This is a genomic window from Allobosea sp. 05T422_2 (assembly GCF_056396265.1).
On record NZ_JBFTLD010000007.1, the window covers coordinates 1 to 18494 of the forward strand.

Genomic DNA, 18494 nt, shown 5'->3' on the forward strand with positions numbered 1-18494 from the left:
GGCTTGCCCCGGCCTCCGCGCCCTCGTTGATCGATTGTGGCTTCAAGGCGTGATGCCCGGCCCAGGGCCGGACATCACGAGGGCGCCGTCTTCAGGCGCCAAAGCCGGTCAGGAAGCCGTCGAGGCAGCCGCCGATCGCCTCGATCGCATAGCCCCCTTCCTGCACCACCAGGGTCGGCAATCCCATGGCCTTCACCTGCCGCCCGATCGTTCCGAAATCGCAAGCCTCGAGCTTGAGCACACCGATCGGGTCGTCCTTGTGCGCGTCATAGCCGAGCGCGATGACCAGCGCCTCGGCGCCGAAGTCACGGATGGCCTTGCCGGCACGATCGACGGCGGCTTCCATTTCGGCGCCGCCCGCGCCATGGGCGAGCGGCAGGTTGATATTGAAGCCCTCGCCCGCACCGTTGCCGCGCTCGTCCGCATACCCGGTGAAGAAGGGATAATAGTTCACCGGGTCGGCATGGACCGAGATCGTCAGCACATCCGAGCGGCGGTAGAAGATCTGCTGCGTGCCGTCGCCATGATGCGCATCGACATCAAGGATCGCGACCTTGCCGAACTTGGAGCGCAGGCGCTGGGCCGCAACCGCCGTATTGTTGATGTAGCAGAAACCGGTGGCGCGATCGGCACGGGCATGGTGGCCGGACGGGCGGCAAAGCGCATAGACCGCGTGCTCGCCGGCCAGGATGGCGTCAGCACCTGAGACCGCCGTCTCGGCCGAGCGCAGTGTCGAGGTCCAGCAGTGCTCGCCGACCGGCACGGAGAGATCGCCGAGGAACCAGCCGAGCTGGCCCATCAGGCCGGTTGGCCGACAAGGCGAACGCATGTCCTCATCGACCCTGCCGCTCCAATAGGGGAAAGTGTTGGGCCACGCTTCGGGGCCACGCTCTGGCAGTTGGACCCAGCGCTCCCACAGCGTCTCGAGGAAGCGGACGAATTCCTCGCTGTGCACGGCCAGGATCGGGTCGACGCCGTGAGCGCCGGGGCGCTCCGGCGTGATGCCATGGCGGGCGAGCGCGCCCAGCAATTGCTCCGTGCGTTCCGGCAGATCCTTCGGCGCGACAACGCGGCCGAAGCGCATGTATTGCTGCGGATCGTGAAGCGACTGGTCCGGGTGATAGAAGGCGCGCATGCGGAAACGGTCCTCGGATTGTTGATCTGCACCATCCCCTCGACGGTGCGCGAGCTTGCAATGACATGCTTAGCAAGCGCCGGGCGCGTGGTCAGGCCGCAGCCACGCCGCCCCGGTCTGCATCCATGGCGGGTTCGGCCGGCTGCAAGCCTGACTGCTGGCTCAGCCACGGCACCCGATGCGCCGGGACCGGACGGGAATAGCGATAGCCTTGCGCGAAGCTGCAGCCGCACTGGCGCAGGAAGGCCTCCTGCTTCCGTGTCTCGACGCCCTCCGCGATCAGATCCAGCTTCAGGTCGGCCGCGAGGTTGATGATCGCGCGCACGATGGCAGCATCCTCCCCACCCTCGTCGAGATGGCGGACAAATCCGCGATCAATCTTGATGACATCGACGGGGAAGCGCCTGAGATGGGTCAGCGACGCATAGCCGGTGCCGAAATCGTCCAGCGCGACGGAGACCCCGCGCTGGCGAAGCGTCTTCAGCGCGCGCTCGGCATCCCCGGCCGCGCGGGCCAGGAGCACCGTCTCGGTGACTTCGACGCCAAAGCAGGATGTCGGGACGCCCGCCTCTGCCAGCTGGGCCAGCAGCTTCTCCGAAAACTGCGGATCGCGGAACACCGCTGGCGCGAGATTGACCCAGACCCGCGGGACCGTKATCCCCGTTGCCAGCCAGTTGCTCAGATCGGCAATCGCCTTGCGCAGGATGACATCGCCGATCGCAGAAGCGGTCTCCGGATCTTCCAACCCATGGACGAACGCGGCTGCCGGTACGATCCCGCGTTCCGGATGGCGCCAACGTGCCAGCGCCTCAAGGCCATCGATGGCGCCAGTGACCAGTGAAACCTGCGGCTGATAGAAGGGCAGGATGCGGTCCTGCGCCAACGCCTCGGCCAATTCGCGGCAAATGGCGACGCGCGCGTTCATCGCCTCGCGCATGCCGCTGTCATAGACCACCGCCATGTTCCGGCCCAAGGCCTTGGCGCGATAGAGCGCGAGATCGGCATCCTTCATCAGCTCGATCGGAGCGCTATCATGCTGTGGCGCAAGCGCGATGCCGAGACTGGCGCGAGAGGAAATCGCGTGTCCGAGATGGCTGAGCGGGCCACGCAGCGCCGTCAGCAGCCGTTCCGCCTTGGCCTGAGCCTCGGGCACGTCCATCGTCTCGGTCGAGAGCACCACGAATTCGTCGCCGCCCAGTCGCGCGACGAGATCTCCGGGGGCCGTATGGCGCAGGAGGCGCGCGGCCGCTTCGTTCAGCAGGGCATCTCCGGCATCGTGCCCAAGCGTGTCGTTGACCGATTTGAAGTCGTCGAGATCGACCAGGAACAGGCTCACGGTCTCGCCATCGCCGAGATCCGCCAGGGCTTCCTGCAGACGCTCCTGGAAGAGCAGGCGGTTCGGCAGGCCCGTCAGAGCGTCATGCGTCGCCTGCCAGCGAACATGCGCTTCGGCGGCCTTGCGCTCGGTGATGTCGACAATGCCGGCGACGATCGTCGAGGACTGGCCCATCGACAAAGAGGTCGCGGTGATCAATGCGTCGCGGCTCGTGCCGGATCCGTCACGGATCTCGGCCTCGAACTCGCCGACATGCGCGCCGCGAAGCAATTGCCGGGTCAGGCTGCGCCGGCTTTCAGCATCGACGAAGACATCCGGCACAGCCACCTCGCGCAGATCGCCTCCCGCTCCCTTGCCGAAGAAGCGCAGCGCCGCGTCATTGGCCCGCACGAAGCGCCCATCCGCCACCGATGCGACGACGAGCGGGATCGGCACGGCCATGAAGAGGCGCTCGATCATGGCGCGGCTCTCGTCGAGCTCCTCCTTTGCAGCCCGCTCTGATTGGGTCGCAGTCCATTCCAGCCGCCTCAGGCGGTTGGCGTGGATCACGACCAGGCCGAGCGCGAAGTTCAGCATCGCCAGCACGAGCACCAGCCCGACGAAGGTGCTGGGATAGGGGCCCGAACCGAGATAGCCGAGCAGCATGAGCAGGCTGGTGCAGACGCCGAGGATGAAGGTCCAGCGGAAGGATATCGGCGCCACCAGATAGAAGATGGAGGGCAGCAGCAACACGACGAAAAGCGCCAGATCGCTGCGCGAGCTGACCAGGAAGGCGACCGCCACGGCGCAGCCGACCTCCCACAGGACGGTCACGGCCTCGGCCTGCTTGAAGCGGGTAGCCCTGCGGATCAGGATCGCACAGAGAACCGACACCGCCACGACGGAGAGGCGTGCTGACACCGCGACGAGGAAATGCGGCGTCCCGAAGAAGCGCCAGTCGCTGACGAGGAAGAACGTGTTCAGCAGCGCCGAGATCAGGAAGATCAGTCGGCACTGCCGGAGGGTCTCCGGCAACCGGGCCGCCTGGAAGATCTCCTCCCGGTCGGAATCGCGGAATTCTCCACCAAATCGGAACAAACTGTCGCGTTGCATGCCGCATCGTTACGATGCGAAGGTCAAAACCGCGTTAAGGCAGCCGGAACTTGTTGCAGCGCAATGCGTCAATCGGGCGTGGCAAGCCCGGCTCGCGGCGCAATCAGAGCGGCGAATTCGCGTGCCAGTTCCGGGATGTCGAAGCGCCCGGGGCGGTACCAGTCGGTGGAGCCGTTGAGGGCGCCGAGCAGGAAGAGGCGCAGCGCCTCCGGCGAACGCTCTGCGGCGATCACATCGGCGGCCTGAAGCTCGGCGATCAGGAGACGCCAGACGTCCTCATAAGCGCGGCGAACCCTGCGCACGCTGTCCGGCACCGACATCGCGCCGAAGGCAAAGGCCTTGATGCTCGCCGAGGTGTAATCGCCATGGCCATGCAGCGCCGTCAGATGTGCGTGAATCGCGCATTCCAGCCGGGCACGTGGCTCGGCCCCCTCGGATCCCTGCAAAGCGGCAACCACCGCCTCCTGAACGAAGCGAACGCCGTCATTGACGACGGCCTCGACGATCTCCTCCTTCGACGCGAAGTGATAGTAGAGGCTGGCCTTGCGGATACCGACCGCCTCGGCGATCTCGCGCAGGGTGGTCTGGTGATAGCCACCCTGGCGCAGCAGGCGTGCAGCCGTGTCGAGGATCAGCCGGCGCGCGCCCCCTTCTACGGCACCGCGCTCCGCTTTCGTCGTCTGAATGCTCACAACCGCTTCGCCACCTCTTCCAGCATGACTTCGGTGGCCCCGCCGCCAATCGACTGGACCCGCGCATCCCGCGTCAGGCGTTCAATGGCGCTTTCGCGCATGAACCCCATGCCGCCATGGAACTGCAGGCAGGCATACATCACCTCGTTGACCAGTTCGCCGCAATACGCCTTGACCATAGAGACCTCGCGCGTTGCCTCAGCGCCACGGGCGTCGAGCCAGGCGGCGTGATAGACGAGCTGGCGCCCCGCCTCGACCTTGGCGGAGAGCATGGCGAGCTTCTGGCGGATGGCCTGCTTTTCCCAGAGTGGAGCCCCGAAKGCTTTGCGGGTGCGGACATAATCCAGCGTGAGATCGAGCGCAGCCTGCGCCTCGCCCATCGCCATCGCGCCGATGACCGTGCGCTCATTCTGGAAGTTGCGCATGATCGCGTAGAAGCCGCGCCCCTCCTGGCCGAGCAGGTTCGCGGCCGGGATGCGGCAGTCCTCGAAGACGAGCTCGGCGGTGTCGGAAGAGCGCCAGCCGTGTTTGTCGAGTGCGCGTGAGACCCGGAAACCGGGCGTTCCCTTCTCGACCAGGAAGATCGAGACCGATTGCGAGGGCCTGGCCGAGAGATCGGTCTTGGCGGCGACGCAGTAGAGATCGGCATGGACACCGTTGGTGATGAACATCTTGGCGCCGTTCAGGACATAGGTTTCGCCCTCGCGCCGTGCCGTGGTGCGGATGCCCTTCACATCCGAACCCGCGTCAGGCTCGGTCACCGCCACCGCGCAGATCGTCTTGCCGGYGATGATGTCCGGCATGTAGCGGTCATGCTGCGCCTTGCTGCCGGCATTGAAGACATGGACAGAGGCCATGTCGGTATGGACCAACGCGGTGATAGCAACGCCGGAGAAAGTCGAGCGACCAAGCTCCTCGGCCAGGATCACGGTCGCCAGCGTATCCATCTCCGAGCCGCCGAATTCGGCGGGGTAGCGGATGCCGAAGAAACCGAGCTCGCCCATCCGACGCAGCACCTCCCGCGGCACGAAACCGGCCTCCTCCCAGGCGAGCGCATGCGGCTTGATCTCGGTCTCGACGAAGCGGCGCAATTGATCGCGCAGCGCCTCGTGCTCCTCGGTGAAGTAAGGCGAGCGGCGCAGCTCTTCGTCGGTCCTGGGCCCCAGTCTGTCCACCGCCGTCATCGCACTCTCCCCGCTGCTTGACCTCTCGGCGCAAAGTCGCCTACCTAACGGACGGTAGGTGACTTGATCAACGAGATCAAGGGCGAGCGCCGAGGCGGGAGGAACCATGTCTGCAGGCTCCACGAGCGAAGCGCGCGCAAACGTGCCCCCGCCTCTCACCGAGATGCTCGCCACCCTGCGCGAGCGCCATGCCCTCGTCGCCAATGGCGGCGGCCCCAGAATGCGCGAGCGGCACGAAACGCGCGGCAAGATCATGGTGCGCGAGCGCATCGACCTGCTGCTCGACGCCCAATCCCCCTTCCTCGAACTCTCGCCGCTGGCAGCCTGGGGGCTCTACGGCAACGAGGTGCCCGGCGCCGGCATCGTCACCGGCATCGGCACCGTCTCCGGCCGTGCCTGCATGCTGATCGCCAATGACGCGACGGTGAAGGGCGGCTCGTTCTTCGCCGAGACAGTGCGCAAGCATCTCAGGGCGCAGGAGATTGCCGAGGAACATCGCCTGCCCTGCCTCTACCTGGTCGATTGCGGCGGGGCCTTCCTGCCGGAACAGGACCGGGTCTTTCCGGACCGCGACCATTTCGGCGGTTCCTTCTACAACCAATGCCGGATGTCGGCGGCCGGCATTCCCCAGATCTCGCTCGTCTTCGGCGGCTGCACCGCCGGCGGCGCTTATATTCCAGCGCTGTCCGACGAAGTGATCATGGTCAGGGGCACYGGGCGCATCCATCTCGGCGGCCCTCCGATCGTGAAGGCTGCGATCCACGAGATCGTCGATGGCGAGACCCTGGGCGGGGCCGAGATGCACACCCAAGTCTCGGGCGTCAGCGACCATCTGGTCGAAACGGAAATGGAGGGCCTCGCCAAGCTCCGCGAGATCGTCGGCTCGCTCGGCGAAATCGGCAGGCTGGGCGCAGCGCCCTACCCGTCCGTGCCACCGCGGCTCGATGCGGCCGAACTCGAGCACATCGTCCCGACCGACCTACGCAGATCCTATGACGTGCGCGAGGTGATCGCCMGCGTCGTCGACGACAGCAGCTTCAATGTCTTCAAGCCCGATTATGGCGCAACGCTCGTCACCGGCTTCGCCCGCATCCACGGTTACCCCGTCGGGATCATCGCCAATAATGGCGTGCTCTTCTCAGAATCGGCGCTGAAGGGCGCCCATTTCATCGAGCTCTGCGACCAGCGCCAGATCCCCCTGATCTTCCTGCAGAACATCACCGGCTTCATGGTCGGCACCGCAGCCGAACGCGGGGGCATCGCCAAGCATTCCGCCAAGCTGGTCTATGCCGTCTCGAATGCGCGCGTTCCCAAATACACCGTGCTGATCGGCGGCTCCTATGGCGCCGGGAATTACGGCATGTGCGGGCGCGGCTTCCGGCCACGTTTCCTGTTCTCCTGGCCGAATGCCCGTATCGCCACGATGAGCCCCGAGGTTGCAGCCACGGTCGTCACGGAACTGCGCCGCCAGAGCCTGAAGGGCGCGGCCGACGAGGCAACGATCGCCGAGCTCGATCGCAGGACGCGGGCCCAGTTCGAGGAGCAGAGCGACCCGTATTATGCGACTGCACGGCTCTGGGATGACGGGATCATCGAGCCGGCGCAGACGCGCGACGTGCTCGGCCTGTGTCTCTCGCTTGCCGCAGGCGAAGCGCGCGACACCTCCCCTCGCCCCGTCTACCGGATGTGACCGCCGCCATGTTCGAGAGCATCCTGATTGCCAATCGCGGCGAGATCGCCTGCCGCATCATCAAGACCTGCCGCCGTCTCGGCATCCGCGCCATTGCAGTCCATTCCGATGCGGACCGTGACGCGCTGCATGTGCGCCTCGCGGACGAGGCCATTTCCATCGGCCCGGCCCCCGCGCGCGACAGCTATCTGCGAGCCGACCGGATCATCGAGGCTGCACTGGCGACAGGCGCGCAGGCGATCCATCCCGGCTATGGCTTTCTCTCGGAACGGCTCGACCTGATCGCCGCCTGCGAAAAGKCAGGCATCGCCTTCATCGGCCCTTCGGCCACCGCCATCGCTGCCATGGGCGACAAGATCCGCTCCAAGCAGATCGCGCGCGAGGCCGGCGTGCCGGGCGTGCCCGGATATGACGGGGCCGACCAGTCCCGCGACGTGCTGAAGCGGGAGGCGTTGCGCGTCGGTCTGCCTGTCATGGTCAAGGCCTCTGCCGGTGGCGGCGGCAAGGGCATCCGCAAGGTCGAACGGGAGGAGGATCTCGATGCCGCCATCTCCGCGGCGGGCAGCGAGGCACAAGCCGCATTCGKAGACGGGCGCCTGCTGATCGAGAAATTCGTGACGCGCCCGCGCCATGTCGAGGTCCAGGTCGCGGGCGACAGGCACGGCGCCATCGTCCATCTCTTCGAGCGCGATTGCTCGGTGCAGCGCTCCAACCAGAAACTGATCGAGGAAGCGCCAGCCCCGAACCTGCGGGATGAGACACGCGCGGCCCTGCATGACTACGCCTTGAGGTTGTCGCGCGCGATTTCCTACGACAATCTCGGGACCGTCGAATTCCTTGTCGATGCCGTGACGCAGGAGGTGTTCTTCCTCGAGATGAACACCCGACTGCAGGTCGAGCACCCGGTCACCGAAGCGATCACCGGGCTCGATCTGGTGGAATGGCAGATCCGCATCGCGGCAGGCGAGCCCCTGCCGCTGGCCCAGGGCGAGATCCGCTGCTCGGGCCACGCCATCGAAGCCAGGCTGACGGCAGAGCGGGCGGACCACGGCTTCCGGCCCGATACCGGTGTGATCAGGCTGTGGCGGGAACCGCAGGCGGCGCGCGTCGACAGCGGCATCGCAGCCGGCAGCGAGGTCACGCCGCATTACGATTCCCTGCTCGCCAAGGTCATCGCCCATGCGCCCGATCGCACGAGCGCGGCCCAGCGGCTCGCCAGAGGGCTGGATGGGATGGTGATGCTCGGGCCGGCGACCACCCGTGCGTTCCTGGCGGATGCCCTGAGAACTCCGAGCTTCACGAGGGGCGAGGCCACAACCCTGTTCCTGAGCGAGAATTTCCCGGGAGGCTGGAAGCCGCAAGCCGTGCCGCAGGACCTGCTCAATGCGGTGGCGGCGGCCCTCTGGCTCACGGCGCGCGGGACCGAGCCCGACGGCACGCCATGGCATGCGCTCAAGGGTTTTCGCCTTCTCGCGCCTGCCGGAAGGCCGGCGACGACGCATCTGGCCATCGGAGCCGGCGCAGATGCGACGCGGCTCACTATCGAAACCCATGATGGCTTCCTGCGCGTCGCGTCAGCCGGTGGCCAACATGATATCGCGCTCCGTCGCGGTGGCTCGGACGCCGAGTGGGTGGTGGCCATGAGCGGGGCGAGCCAGATGGCATACGCCGTCTGCGACACCCAGGGTCTGCYCCTGCGCCTCGGCGGCTTCGAAGGCCGGATCGAGATCGCGTTCGCGATCGAGGCCGCAGCAGCGCGCCGCGATGCGGGCGGCGATTCCGGCAGCACCGTGCGGGCACCGATGCCAGGAACACTTGCGGCGTTGCATGTCGCCGCGGGCGACACCGTCGAGGCCGGGCAGATCGTGGCCGTGCTGGAATCGATGAAGCTCTTCATGGAGTTGAAGAGCCCCGCCGGCGGAACGGTTCAACGGATCGGTCCGAGGGCCGGATCGACGGTGGCAGCCGGCGACATTCTGGTCGCGATCGAGCCGGTCTGAGCGCGAGCGCGGTGCCGATCGCCTCGCGTATCGGCCCGAACAGTGGATTGAGGCCCTCGGGAAAGCCGATGCAAACACCGAAAGTTAGATCTTCGGACCGGACAGGATCCGGTGCGATCGACTCTCATAATTTAGAGCATTCTCAATGCGAAAAACCGTTGCCACTCTTTCGCAGCATGCTCTAGGTGCCCACCGCCTTCGTCGGCGCGGACGTCTTCCTCACCGTAACCCGTGCCGAGGCGAGGCGCCTATAGAGCGTCCGCCGGCGAAGCATGGGCARCCAGTCGTAGAGGAACATCTCGGCCGGCCTCCAGATCACGACCCAGCCGATGATCACGAAGCTCTCCTGAAGCACGCGCGCGAACGGGCCTTCGATACGCTCCGACAGCCACCAGCCGATGAAGAGACAGGCGCTCAGGACGATGAGGCCGATCAGGAAGGCCAAGCGACCGTCCCGAAACAGCTGCCGCATCGCCTTTGTCTCAGATCGCGCACGCCCGTCGAACCAATTGCCGATGGCCGCAGCAAGATCGGGCGCCGCGCCGCCGGATTCGCCGTCCGCCGCGATGTCGATGAGGATTTCAATGGCGCGATCCTTGGGCAGCTCCTCGGCCCATTCGACGATGTACTGCTCGGCATCCCCCGACAGGTCGCGCTGGCGGAAGGGAAACGGATCGAGCGTGTTGAACAACTGTGCACCATCGGTCAGGCTCAACTCAATCGTGCTCGCACTCCGCAAGCCCGGAGCTGCATTGTCAGCCATCAGTCACCGCCATTTCCCATGATCGCGCCAAGAGCTACCCCCATATTCCGGCTAAGGATATTGCATTGAATCCTGAACATCCTGCCGGCGAGCCGACTTGATTGAAGTCAATTCCCCGCGCCGGCGAATGCCGCATATGACAAGCCCCTCTTGCATAGGTTGCGCGGGCGTCTCAGTCTGGTGATATTGCAGTGCGAAAGATCATCGTGAAGTTTCTGACGTATCGGCCCCCCGGCCATATGAGGACAACGATATGGTGAGCGCATATTCCGTGACGTCGCCTGGCGCGACCGCTGCGATGGCCCATGCCGGCTCCGACCTCGCCGCGTATCTGGTCGACGTCGCACAGCGCAACGTGCTGATGCTCGATGTGTTGCGCCGGCGGGGCGACAATTACCTCGACCATCTGGCGATGGCGGCTCCCAATGTCCTCGGATTTGGCTTCGAGATCGTCATGAGCGGCCGTAGCCTGCCCCGTCCGGTCAATTACGGCCTGGTCCGGATCATTGCACCCGAAGGCGTCGTCACGGACGAGTCCTCACGCCCCTTCATCGTCGTCGATCCGCGTGCCGGCCATGGTCCGGGCATTGGCGGCATGAAACCCGACAGCGAAATCGGCGCAGCGCTCGCTGCCGGACATCCCTGCTATTTCATCGGCTTCCTGCCGGATCCGGTGAGAGGCCAGACGATCGAGGATGTGGGCTGCGCCGAGGCTGCCTTCATCGAGGCCGTCACCAGGCGTCATCCCGGTTACTCCGGCAAGCCTTGCGTCATCGGAAACTGCCAGGCCGGCTGGGCCGTGCTCGGGCTCGCCGCCGCCCGGCCCGAGCTGATGGGGCCGATCATGGCCGCGGGCGCACCGCTGGCTTATTGGAACGGCAAGGATGGGCTCAACCCGATGCGCTATTCCGGCGGCATGCTCGGCGGCTCCTGGCTCACCTCGCTGACCGGCGATCTCGGCGCCGGAATCTTCGACGGCGCTTATCTCGTTCAGAATTTCGAGAAGCTGAACCCGGCCAATACGTGGTGGAGCAAGCTCTACGATGTCTGGTCGAAGGTCGATACCGAAGCCGAACGCTTTCTCTCCTTTGAGAAATGGTGGGGCGGGCATGTGCTGCTCAACCGAGAGGAGATCGAGTTCATCGTCGAACAGCTCTTCGTCGGCAACAAGCTGACCAAGGGGGAACTGACGCTCTCTTCCGGCAAGCGGATCGACCTGCGCGAAGTCGCCTCGCCGATCGTCGTGTTCTGCTCCTGGGGCGACAACATCACGCCGCCGCAGCAGGCACTCGGCTGGATCACCGATCTCTATGGAAGCGACCTCGCGCTGATCGCAGCCGAGCAGACGATCGTCTACTCCATCCACCCGCAGGCCGGACATCTCGGCGTCTTCGTTTCAAGCTCCGTGGCGAAGAAGGAGCATACCGAGCTCACGGAGAACATGGATCTGATCGACATCCTGCCACCCGGGCTGTGGGAGGCGGTGATCACACCGCGCGAGCCCGGCCAAGACTACGCCGATCTTGTGACCGGCGACAATATCCTGCGCTTCGAGGCGCGCAGCCTCGACGACATTCGGGCCCTGGGACTGAACACGGCGGAGGATGACCGTCGGTTCGCGACAGTCGCCAAGGTCTCCGAGATCAATGCCAGTTTCTACAAGACCTGGCTGCGCCCATTCGTGCAGGCTGCCGCCACGGCGCCCGCTGCAGAGCTGGAACGCCGGCTCAATCCGCTGCGCTCACAGTTCGAGATCTTTTCGCACAACAACCCCTTCATGCGCGGCGTCAGCGGCTGGGCGGAACTCGTTCGGGAACACCGCCGCCCCGCGGCCCAGGACAATCCATTCCTGGCCTGGCAGGAGATCATCTCGCAGAACATCGTCGCCTCGCTCGACCTGTTCCGCGACATCCGGGATTCCACGACCGAACTCGTCTTCAAACAGATTTACGGCGCGCCTGCCTTGCAGGCGGCGCTCGGCGTCACCGACGAGACGGCGCGCCCGTGGCCAGCGGATCGCGACCGCGGCGTCGCGGCGCTCGAAGCAGGCCGTTCCGACCTGGCCCAACGGGTCGGACGCGTCAGCGCAAAGATCGCGATCCTGCGTGCGGTGATGTACGTCCTAGCGGCACGCGGCGGCATCGACGAACGGATCTTTGCCGTACTGCGTCGCCTGCACAGCAAGCATCAAAAGCTCGACGGCATGACGCTCCAGCAGTTCAAGCTCAACGTCCGCGAACAGTTCTTCATGCTGCGCTTCGACGGCGAAGCGGCGGTCGCAGCGATCGCCACGGTGTTGCAAACCGAGACCCCCCATCTATCGCTCGAGGAATTTCACGACATTCTGACCGCTGCAGGGCCGCTCGAAGGCGAAGCGCTTGTCCGTTTCGAGCGGATCAGCCGGATGTTTCCCGATCAGTCGCCGGTTCACGAAACGCGTGCGACCGCCGACAATCTGCATCGCTTGGCGAGCCGGTCGGTTGCACGCAAGGAGACAGCCCTCGACACTGCCTCGAAGGCAGCGCCCCACCGCAGTTCATCGCCCCGGAAGTGAAGCGCAGAATGTCTCAGCCTTCCCAAGCTGTCGCGAGCGCCCGATCAGGTCATGCTCACGACAAATATGAGCGCCTGATCGCGAAGGCGCGCGAATTTGCGCCGGTCATGACGGCGGTGGCGCATCCCTGCGACGAGTCCTCTCTCAGGGGTGCGCTCGACGCAGCAGCGCAGGGTCTGATCAAACCGATCCTCGTTGGACCCACCGCCCGGATCATCGCGACCGCCAAGGCTGCCGGGCTCGACATCGCGGGCTTCGAGATCGTCGATACGCCGCATAGCGTCGCTTCCGCGGCCAAGGCCGTGGAACTCGTCCGCAGCGGCAAGGCGGCCCTCCTGATGAAGGGCAGTCTGCATAGCGATGAGCTGCTCGCCGAGGTAACCAATAAGGAGACAGGCCTGCGCACCGGCCGGCGTATCAGCCATGTCTTCATCATGGACGTGCCGTCCTATGCCGAGCCGCTCTTCATCACCGACGCGGCCGTGAACATCTTTCCTGACCTCGAAGCCAAGCGCGACATCATCCAGAACGCCATCGATCTGCATGTCGGGCTCGGCCTGGGAGCCCCGAGGGTCGCGATCCTCTCGGCCGTGGAGACCGTGACCACCAAGATCCCCAGCACGATCGAGGCGGCAGCGCTCTGCAAAATGGCCGATCGCGGCCAGATCACCGGAGGCCTGCTCGATGGGCCACTGGCGCTGGACAATGCGATCAGCCCGGAGGCGGCCAGCATCAAGGGCATCGTCTCGCCGGTAGCAGGCCGAGCGCAGATCCTGGTGGTGCCCGACCTCGAAGCCGGCAACATGCTGGCGAAGAACCTGACCTTCCTGTCCGGGGCCGATGCCGCAGGCATCGTACTCGGCGCGCGCGTGCCGATCATTCTGACCAGCCGCGCCGACAATGTCCGGACCCGCCTCGCCTCCTGCGCCGTTGCCGGGCTCTATGCCCATGCGTTGCTGCAGGCCAAGCCAATCGGAGCCTAGCCGGTGACCGAGGTCCTGTTCGTCGTCAATGCCGGCAGCTCGAGCATCAAGTTCAAGCTCTACTGCGTCGCAGGCGACGATATCGAGCTGATGTTCGGCGGCGCMGTGGACGGGATCGGAACCCGTCCGCGGCTCAAGGCAAAGAGCCATGACGGAACGTCGCTGATCGAGCGCAGCTTCACCGTCGCGGAGGTTGCGAACTCGGCGCAGGCGCAACAGGTCGTTGCCGACTGGGTCGTCGGCGAGATCCGGGACATGGCCATCATCGGCATCGGCCATCGCGTCGTCCATGGCGGCCCGGTCTATTCGGCACCGGTGCTGGTCGACGACGCGGTAATGAAGACGCTCGAAACCTTCATCCCGCTCGCGCCACTGCATCAGCTCAGCAATCTCGACCCGATCCGCGTGCTGCGCCAACGCCGGCCCGACCTGCCGCAGGTCGCCTGCTTCGACACGGCCTTCCATCGCGGCCATCCCGAACTCTCAGACCGTTTCGCCCTGCCGCGTGCGCTCTATGACGAGGGCGTCCGGCGCTACGGCTTCCATGGCCTGTCCTATGAATATGTTTCGAAGGCGCTGTACGGCATCGCACCGGAGATTGCAGACAAGCGGGTGATCATCGCCCATCTCGGCTCCGGGGCTTCCGTCTGCGCCTTGCAGGGCGGCCGCAGCATCGAGACGACGATGGGCTTCACCGCGCTGGACGGACTGCCGATGGGAACGCGCTCGGGTTCGCTCGATCCCGGTGTCGTCCTGCATCTGATCGAGCAGAAGGGCATGAGCCCGGCCGCAGTCGGCCAGATGCTCTATCACGAAAGCGGCCTGCTCGGGCTGTCCGGCATCAGCAACGATGTGCGCGAACTGCAGGAGAGCGAGAGGCCCGAGGCCGCAATGGCGATCGACTTCTTCAGCCTCCGCGTCGCGCAAGCCATCGCCAGCCTGTCGGTCACGCTCGGTGGGCTCGACGGCATCGTCTTCACGGCCGGCGTCGGCGAGAACGCCTGGCAGGTCAGACAGAACGTGGTTGATCGCCTGCACTGGGCAGGACTGTCGCTCAAGGCCGAGGCCAACCGGCGCAATGACAGGCGCATCGATGCCGAAGGCAGCCGGACGCAGATTTTCGTCGTCGCGACGGACGAGGAACGCATGATCGCGCAGCATACGCTGCGGCTGCTTCGGAGCACCGGAGTGGCTGCGCGAGAGCCCGCGCGGTCATAACACAGGATCAGGAAGCAGCCGRTTCTCGCCGCAAGCGCAACCGCCGAGCTCGGAGAGTGATGATGATAGTGGTCCGTCTACCCGCAGCGACAGCCCTGGCGGTGGCGCTCCTGACCGTCGGCAGCGTGCTCGCCCCGGTCTCGCGCGACCTCTCGATCACGGCGCCGGCCCAGGCCCAGTCGAAGATCCAGGCGTTCCTCCAGCGCTTGCGCAGCGGCTCGATGCCCAGCGGGATTGCCAAGTCGAACGGCCGTATCGAGGCGACGCAGATCGATATCTCCGCCAAATATGCCGGCCGCCTGTCGCAAGTGCTCGTCAATGAAGGCGACGACGTCACCGCCGGGCAAGTGGTCGCGCGCATTTCGTCGCCGGAATACGAAGCCCAGCTTCGCGGCGCCCAATCCCAGGTTCTCAAGGCCAAGCATGGGCTGGCGGAAGCCAATGCGCTGATCGTCCAGCGCAAGAGCGAGATCACCCTCAGCCAGGCTGAGCTGGAGCGTGGCCAGCAGCTCGTCGACAAGGGCTATCTGACCAGGCAGACCTTCGACCAGCGCGTCGCCAAGGCGGATACCGCCAAGGCCGCGCTCGTCGCAGCCGAGGCCCAGCGCGACCAGGCGCAGTTCGCGATCAAGAGCGCCGAAGCCGAGGTCGACCGCATCGAGGCGGTTCTCGTCGACATGACGCTCGTCGCGCCCCGCAGCGGCCGGGTTCAGTACCAGCTCGCACGCGCGGGCGAGGTCGTCGGCGCAGGCGCGCGCATCCTGACGCTGCTCGATCTCAGCGATGTCTACATGACGATCTATCTCCCGGCCGCACAGGCCGGGCTGCTCGCCCTTGGCGACGAGGCCCGGATCACCGTCGATCCGCTGCCCCAATATGTCATCCCGGCCAATGTCGGCTTCGTCGCGGCGGACGCCCAGTTCACGCCGAAGAGCGTCGAGACGGCCGACGAGCGGGAGAAGCTGATGTTCCGCGTCAAGCTGCAGATCGATCCGCGCGTCCTGAAGAAATATCACCGCCAGGCCAAGACAGGGGTGCGCGGCATGGGCTTCGTCCGGACCAGCCCGTCGATCCAGTGGCCCGAAGATCTCACCGTGAAGCTCCCCTGATGAACGACGGCGTCATTGCCAAGGTCGAGCATGTCTCGCACCGGTACGGCAAAACGGTTGCGCTCGACGATGTCTCGATCGACTTCCCCTCCCGCCGCATGGTGGGGGTGATCGGTCCCGACGGCGTCGGCAAATCTGCGTTGCTCGCCCTGATTGCCGGCGTCAGGGAAATCCAGACCGGACATGTCACGGTCTTCGGTGGCGACATGGCCGACAAGGCCCATCGCGAGAAGCAGGGCGCCCGCATCGCCTATATGCCGCAGGGCCTAGGCCGCAATCTCTATCCGACGCTGAGCGTCTTCGAGAATATCGACTTCCATGGCCGGCTCTTCGGCCAGGGCGAAGCTGAGCGCAGGCGGCGGATCGACGAGTTGCTGAAGGCGACGGGTCTCGACCCGTTCGAAGGCCGCCCGGCCGGCAAGCTGTCGGGTGGCATGAAGCAGAAACTCAGCCTGTGCTGCGCCCTGATCCACGACCCGGACCTCCTCATCCTCGACGAGCCGACCACCGGTGTCGACCCGCTGTCGCGCGGCCAGTTCTGGGACCTGATCAACACCATCCGTGGCCGGCGGCCGCAAATGAGCGTGATCGTCGCCACCGCCTATATGGACGAGGCCGAACGCTTCGACTGGCTGGCCGCCATGGATGACGGCAAGGTGATCGCCTCGGGGCCGATCTCCGAGATCCTGGGGAAGACAGGCCAGACATCGCTGGAAGCCGCCTTCATCGCGCTGCTCCCGGAGGCGAAGCGGGCGCAGCACCAGGAGGTCATCGTACGCCCGCGCCCGGCCAGCGACAGCGCCGTGCCGGCGATCGAGGCCGAAGGATTGACCCGACGCTTCGGCGATTTCACGGCCGTCGACCATGTCAGCTTCCGGATCGAGCGCGGCGAGATCTTCGGCTTCCTCGGCTCGAACGGCTGCGGCAAATCGACGACGATGAAGATGCTCACCGGCCTGCTGCCGGCGACCGAGGGCTGGGCCAAGCTGTTCGGCAAGCCGATGGGCTCCAACGACATGGAGACGCGCCGGAATGTCGGCTACATGTCGCAGGCCTTCTCGCTCTATACCGAACTCACGGTCCGGCAGAATCTCGAACTCCACGCAAAGCTCTATCACCTGCCGAACGATGAGATCGAAGGTCGCATCGCGGAGCTGCTCGAGCGCTTCGACCTCAGGGATGTGGTGGACTCTCGGCCCGACAGCCTGCCCCTCGGCATCAAGCAGCGCCTGCAGCTTGCGGTCGCCGTACTCCATCGGCCGGCCATGCTCATTCTCGATGAGCCGACCTCCGGCGTCGACCCGATCGCGCGCGACGCCTTCTGGCGCACGCTGATCGATCTCTCGCGCGATGACGGCGTGACGATTTTCCTCTCGACGCATTTCATGAACGAGGCCGAGCGCTGCGACCGCATCTCCCTGATGCATGCCGGCAAGGTGCTCGCAGTCGGCACACCGGAGGAACTGGTCAGGGAACGTGGAAGCTCCTCGCTGGAGGACACCTTCGTCGACTATCTCGCCGAGGCCGCAGGGATCGATCGCGAAGCGAAATCGGAGGCGCCTGACCCGAACGCGGTACTCCCGYCACCGGAACCCATCCGGGCCCCGCGCCGCTTCGACCCGAAGCGGCTCTGGGCCTATTCGCGGCGCGAGACGATGGAGCTGCTGCGCGATCCGATCCGGCTCGCCTTCGCCTTCCTGGGCCCGCTCGTCCTGATGATCGCCTTCGGCTTCGGCATTTCCTTTGATGTCGAGAACCTGCGCTTCTCGGCGCTCGACCAGGATAATACCCCCGAAAGCCGCCAGCTGATCGAGGCCTTTTCCGGCTCGCGCTATTTCGACGAGCGTGCGCCGATCAGGACGGCCGAAGAGCTCGACCAGCGGCTGAGGAACGGCGAGTTGCAGCTCGCGATCGAGATCCCGCCCGGCTTCGGGCGCGACCTGCAATCCGGCAGGAAGCCGGAGGTCGCGGTCTGGCTCGACGGCGCCATGCCGTTCCGCGCCGAGACGACGAAGGGCTACGTCACCGGGCTTGCCGCGCAATACGCCAAGGAATGGCTCGCCCAGAACAGTGCCGGCACGAGCGCGGCCAGTCTCGTCAATGTCGAGACCCGTTTCCGCTACAACCAGGCCTTCAAGAGCGTCAATGCGATGGTGCCGAGCGTGATCATGCTGATGCTGATCCTGATCCCGGCCGTCATGTCCGCCATTGCGGTGGTGAGGGAGAAGGAGACCGGCTCGATCGCCAATTTCCAGTCGACGCCTATCACCAAGTTCGAGTTCCTGTTCGGCAAGCAGCTGCCCTATATCGCGATCGCGATGATCAGCTTCGTGCTGCTGGTGCTGCTTGCGATCATCCTCTTCGGGGTGCCGATCAAGGGCTCGATCGCGATGCTGGTGCTCGGCACCCTGCTCTACGTGATCGCGACGACGGGCTTCGGCCAGTTGATCTCGACCTTCACCAGGACACAGGTCTCCGCCGTATTCGCCACCGCGATCCTGTCGATCATACCGGCAGTGAACTTCTCGGGCCTGCTCGTTCCGGTCGCCTCGCTGTCGGGCGGAGCACGGATGATCGGGCTCGGCTTCCCGACGGCCTGGTATCAGCCGGTCAGCGTCGGCGCCTTCACAAAGGGCCTGGGGTTCGACGACCTGTCGTTCAACCTCATCATGCTCGCTGGCTTCGCAGTCCTTTTCCTCGTCGTCTCGCAGCTTCTCCTGCGCAAACAGGAGCTCTGA

The 18494-nt window shown here is 65.5% G+C and carries 12 protein-coding genes; 7 read left to right on the plus strand and 5 right to left on the minus strand.

What is annotated here, in order from left to right; genetic code table 11:
• Positions 1 to 91: 91 nt before the first annotated feature.
• From AC1DJT_RS02470 to AC1DJT_RS02485, 4 genes are all read right to left on the minus strand, one after another.
• Positions 92 to 1135, minus strand: a complete 1044-nt coding sequence (locus AC1DJT_RS02470) for a histone deacetylase family protein (RefSeq protein WP_441506081.1) — start codon at positions 1133 to 1135, stop codon at positions 92 to 94.
• 91 nt (positions 1136 to 1226) lie between these two features.
• Complete coding sequence (locus tag AC1DJT_RS02475; RefSeq protein ID WP_476769003.1) at positions 1227 to 3563, minus strand: putative bifunctional diguanylate cyclase/phosphodiesterase; 2337 nt, start codon at positions 3561 to 3563, stop codon at positions 1227 to 1229.
• 68 nt (positions 3564 to 3631) lie between these two features.
• Entirely contained in the window at positions 3632 to 4255 is a 624-nt protein-coding gene (locus AC1DJT_RS02480) for a TetR/AcrR family transcriptional regulator (RefSeq protein WP_441506079.1), read from the minus strand.
• Positions 4252 to 5439, minus strand: coding sequence for an acyl-CoA dehydrogenase family protein (locus AC1DJT_RS02485; RefSeq protein WP_476833463.1), 1188 nt, complete (start codon positions 5437 to 5439; stop codon positions 4252 to 4254). Before AC1DJT_RS02485 ends, AC1DJT_RS02480 begins: the two co-directional genes overlap by 4 nt.
• Positions 5440 to 5545: 106 nt before the next feature.
• On the opposite strand from AC1DJT_RS02485, the gene AC1DJT_RS02490 reads away from it, so the two are divergent.
• On the plus strand, positions 5546 to 7129 hold the full coding sequence (locus AC1DJT_RS02490) for an acyl-CoA carboxylase subunit beta (RefSeq protein ID WP_476833464.1): 1584 nt from the start codon (positions 5546 to 5548) through the stop codon (positions 7127 to 7129).
• A gap of 8 nt (positions 7130 to 7137) precedes the next feature.
• Entirely contained in the window at positions 7138 to 9129 is a 1992-nt protein-coding gene (locus AC1DJT_RS02495; protein ID WP_476833465.1) for an acetyl/propionyl/methylcrotonyl-CoA carboxylase subunit alpha, read from the plus strand.
• A gap of 181 nt (positions 9130 to 9310) precedes the next feature.
• Here AC1DJT_RS02495 and AC1DJT_RS02500 read toward each other — a convergent pair whose 3' ends face one another.
• Complete coding sequence (locus tag AC1DJT_RS02500; RefSeq protein ID WP_441506076.1) at positions 9311 to 9892, minus strand: hypothetical protein; 582 nt, start codon at positions 9890 to 9892, stop codon at positions 9311 to 9313.
• Positions 9893 to 10145: 253 nt separating this feature from the next.
• Here AC1DJT_RS02500 and AC1DJT_RS02505 point away from each other — a divergent pair, with 253 nt between their 5' ends.
• From AC1DJT_RS02505 to rbbA, 5 genes are all read left to right on the plus strand, one after another.
• Complete coding sequence (locus AC1DJT_RS02505; RefSeq protein WP_441506075.1) at positions 10146 to 12446, plus strand: DUF3141 domain-containing protein; 2301 nt, start codon at positions 10146 to 10148, stop codon at positions 12444 to 12446.
• Between the two features lie 8 nt (positions 12447 to 12454).
• Entirely contained in the window at positions 12455 to 13429 is a 975-nt protein-coding gene (locus tag AC1DJT_RS02510) for a phosphate acetyltransferase (RefSeq protein WP_441506074.1), read from the plus strand.
• Between the two features lie 3 nt (positions 13430 to 13432).
• Positions 13433 to 14647: an acetate/propionate family kinase gene (locus tag AC1DJT_RS02515; RefSeq protein ID WP_441506073.1), complete on the plus strand. Its 1215-nt coding sequence runs from the start codon at positions 13433 to 13435 to the stop codon at positions 14645 to 14647.
• Between the two features lie 62 nt (positions 14648 to 14709).
• Positions 14710 to 15756 carry an HlyD family secretion protein gene (locus tag AC1DJT_RS02520; protein ID WP_441490077.1) on the plus strand — a complete coding sequence of 349 codons (1047 nt, stop codon included), beginning with the start codon at positions 14710 to 14712 and terminating at the stop codon, positions 15754 to 15756.
• Positions 15756 to 18494 (plus strand): ribosome-associated ATPase/putative transporter RbbA, encoded by a 2739-nt coding sequence (gene rbbA, locus AC1DJT_RS02525; protein WP_476833466.1) that lies wholly within the window; start codon positions 15756 to 15758, stop codon positions 18492 to 18494. Before AC1DJT_RS02520 ends, rbbA begins: the two co-directional genes overlap by 1 nt.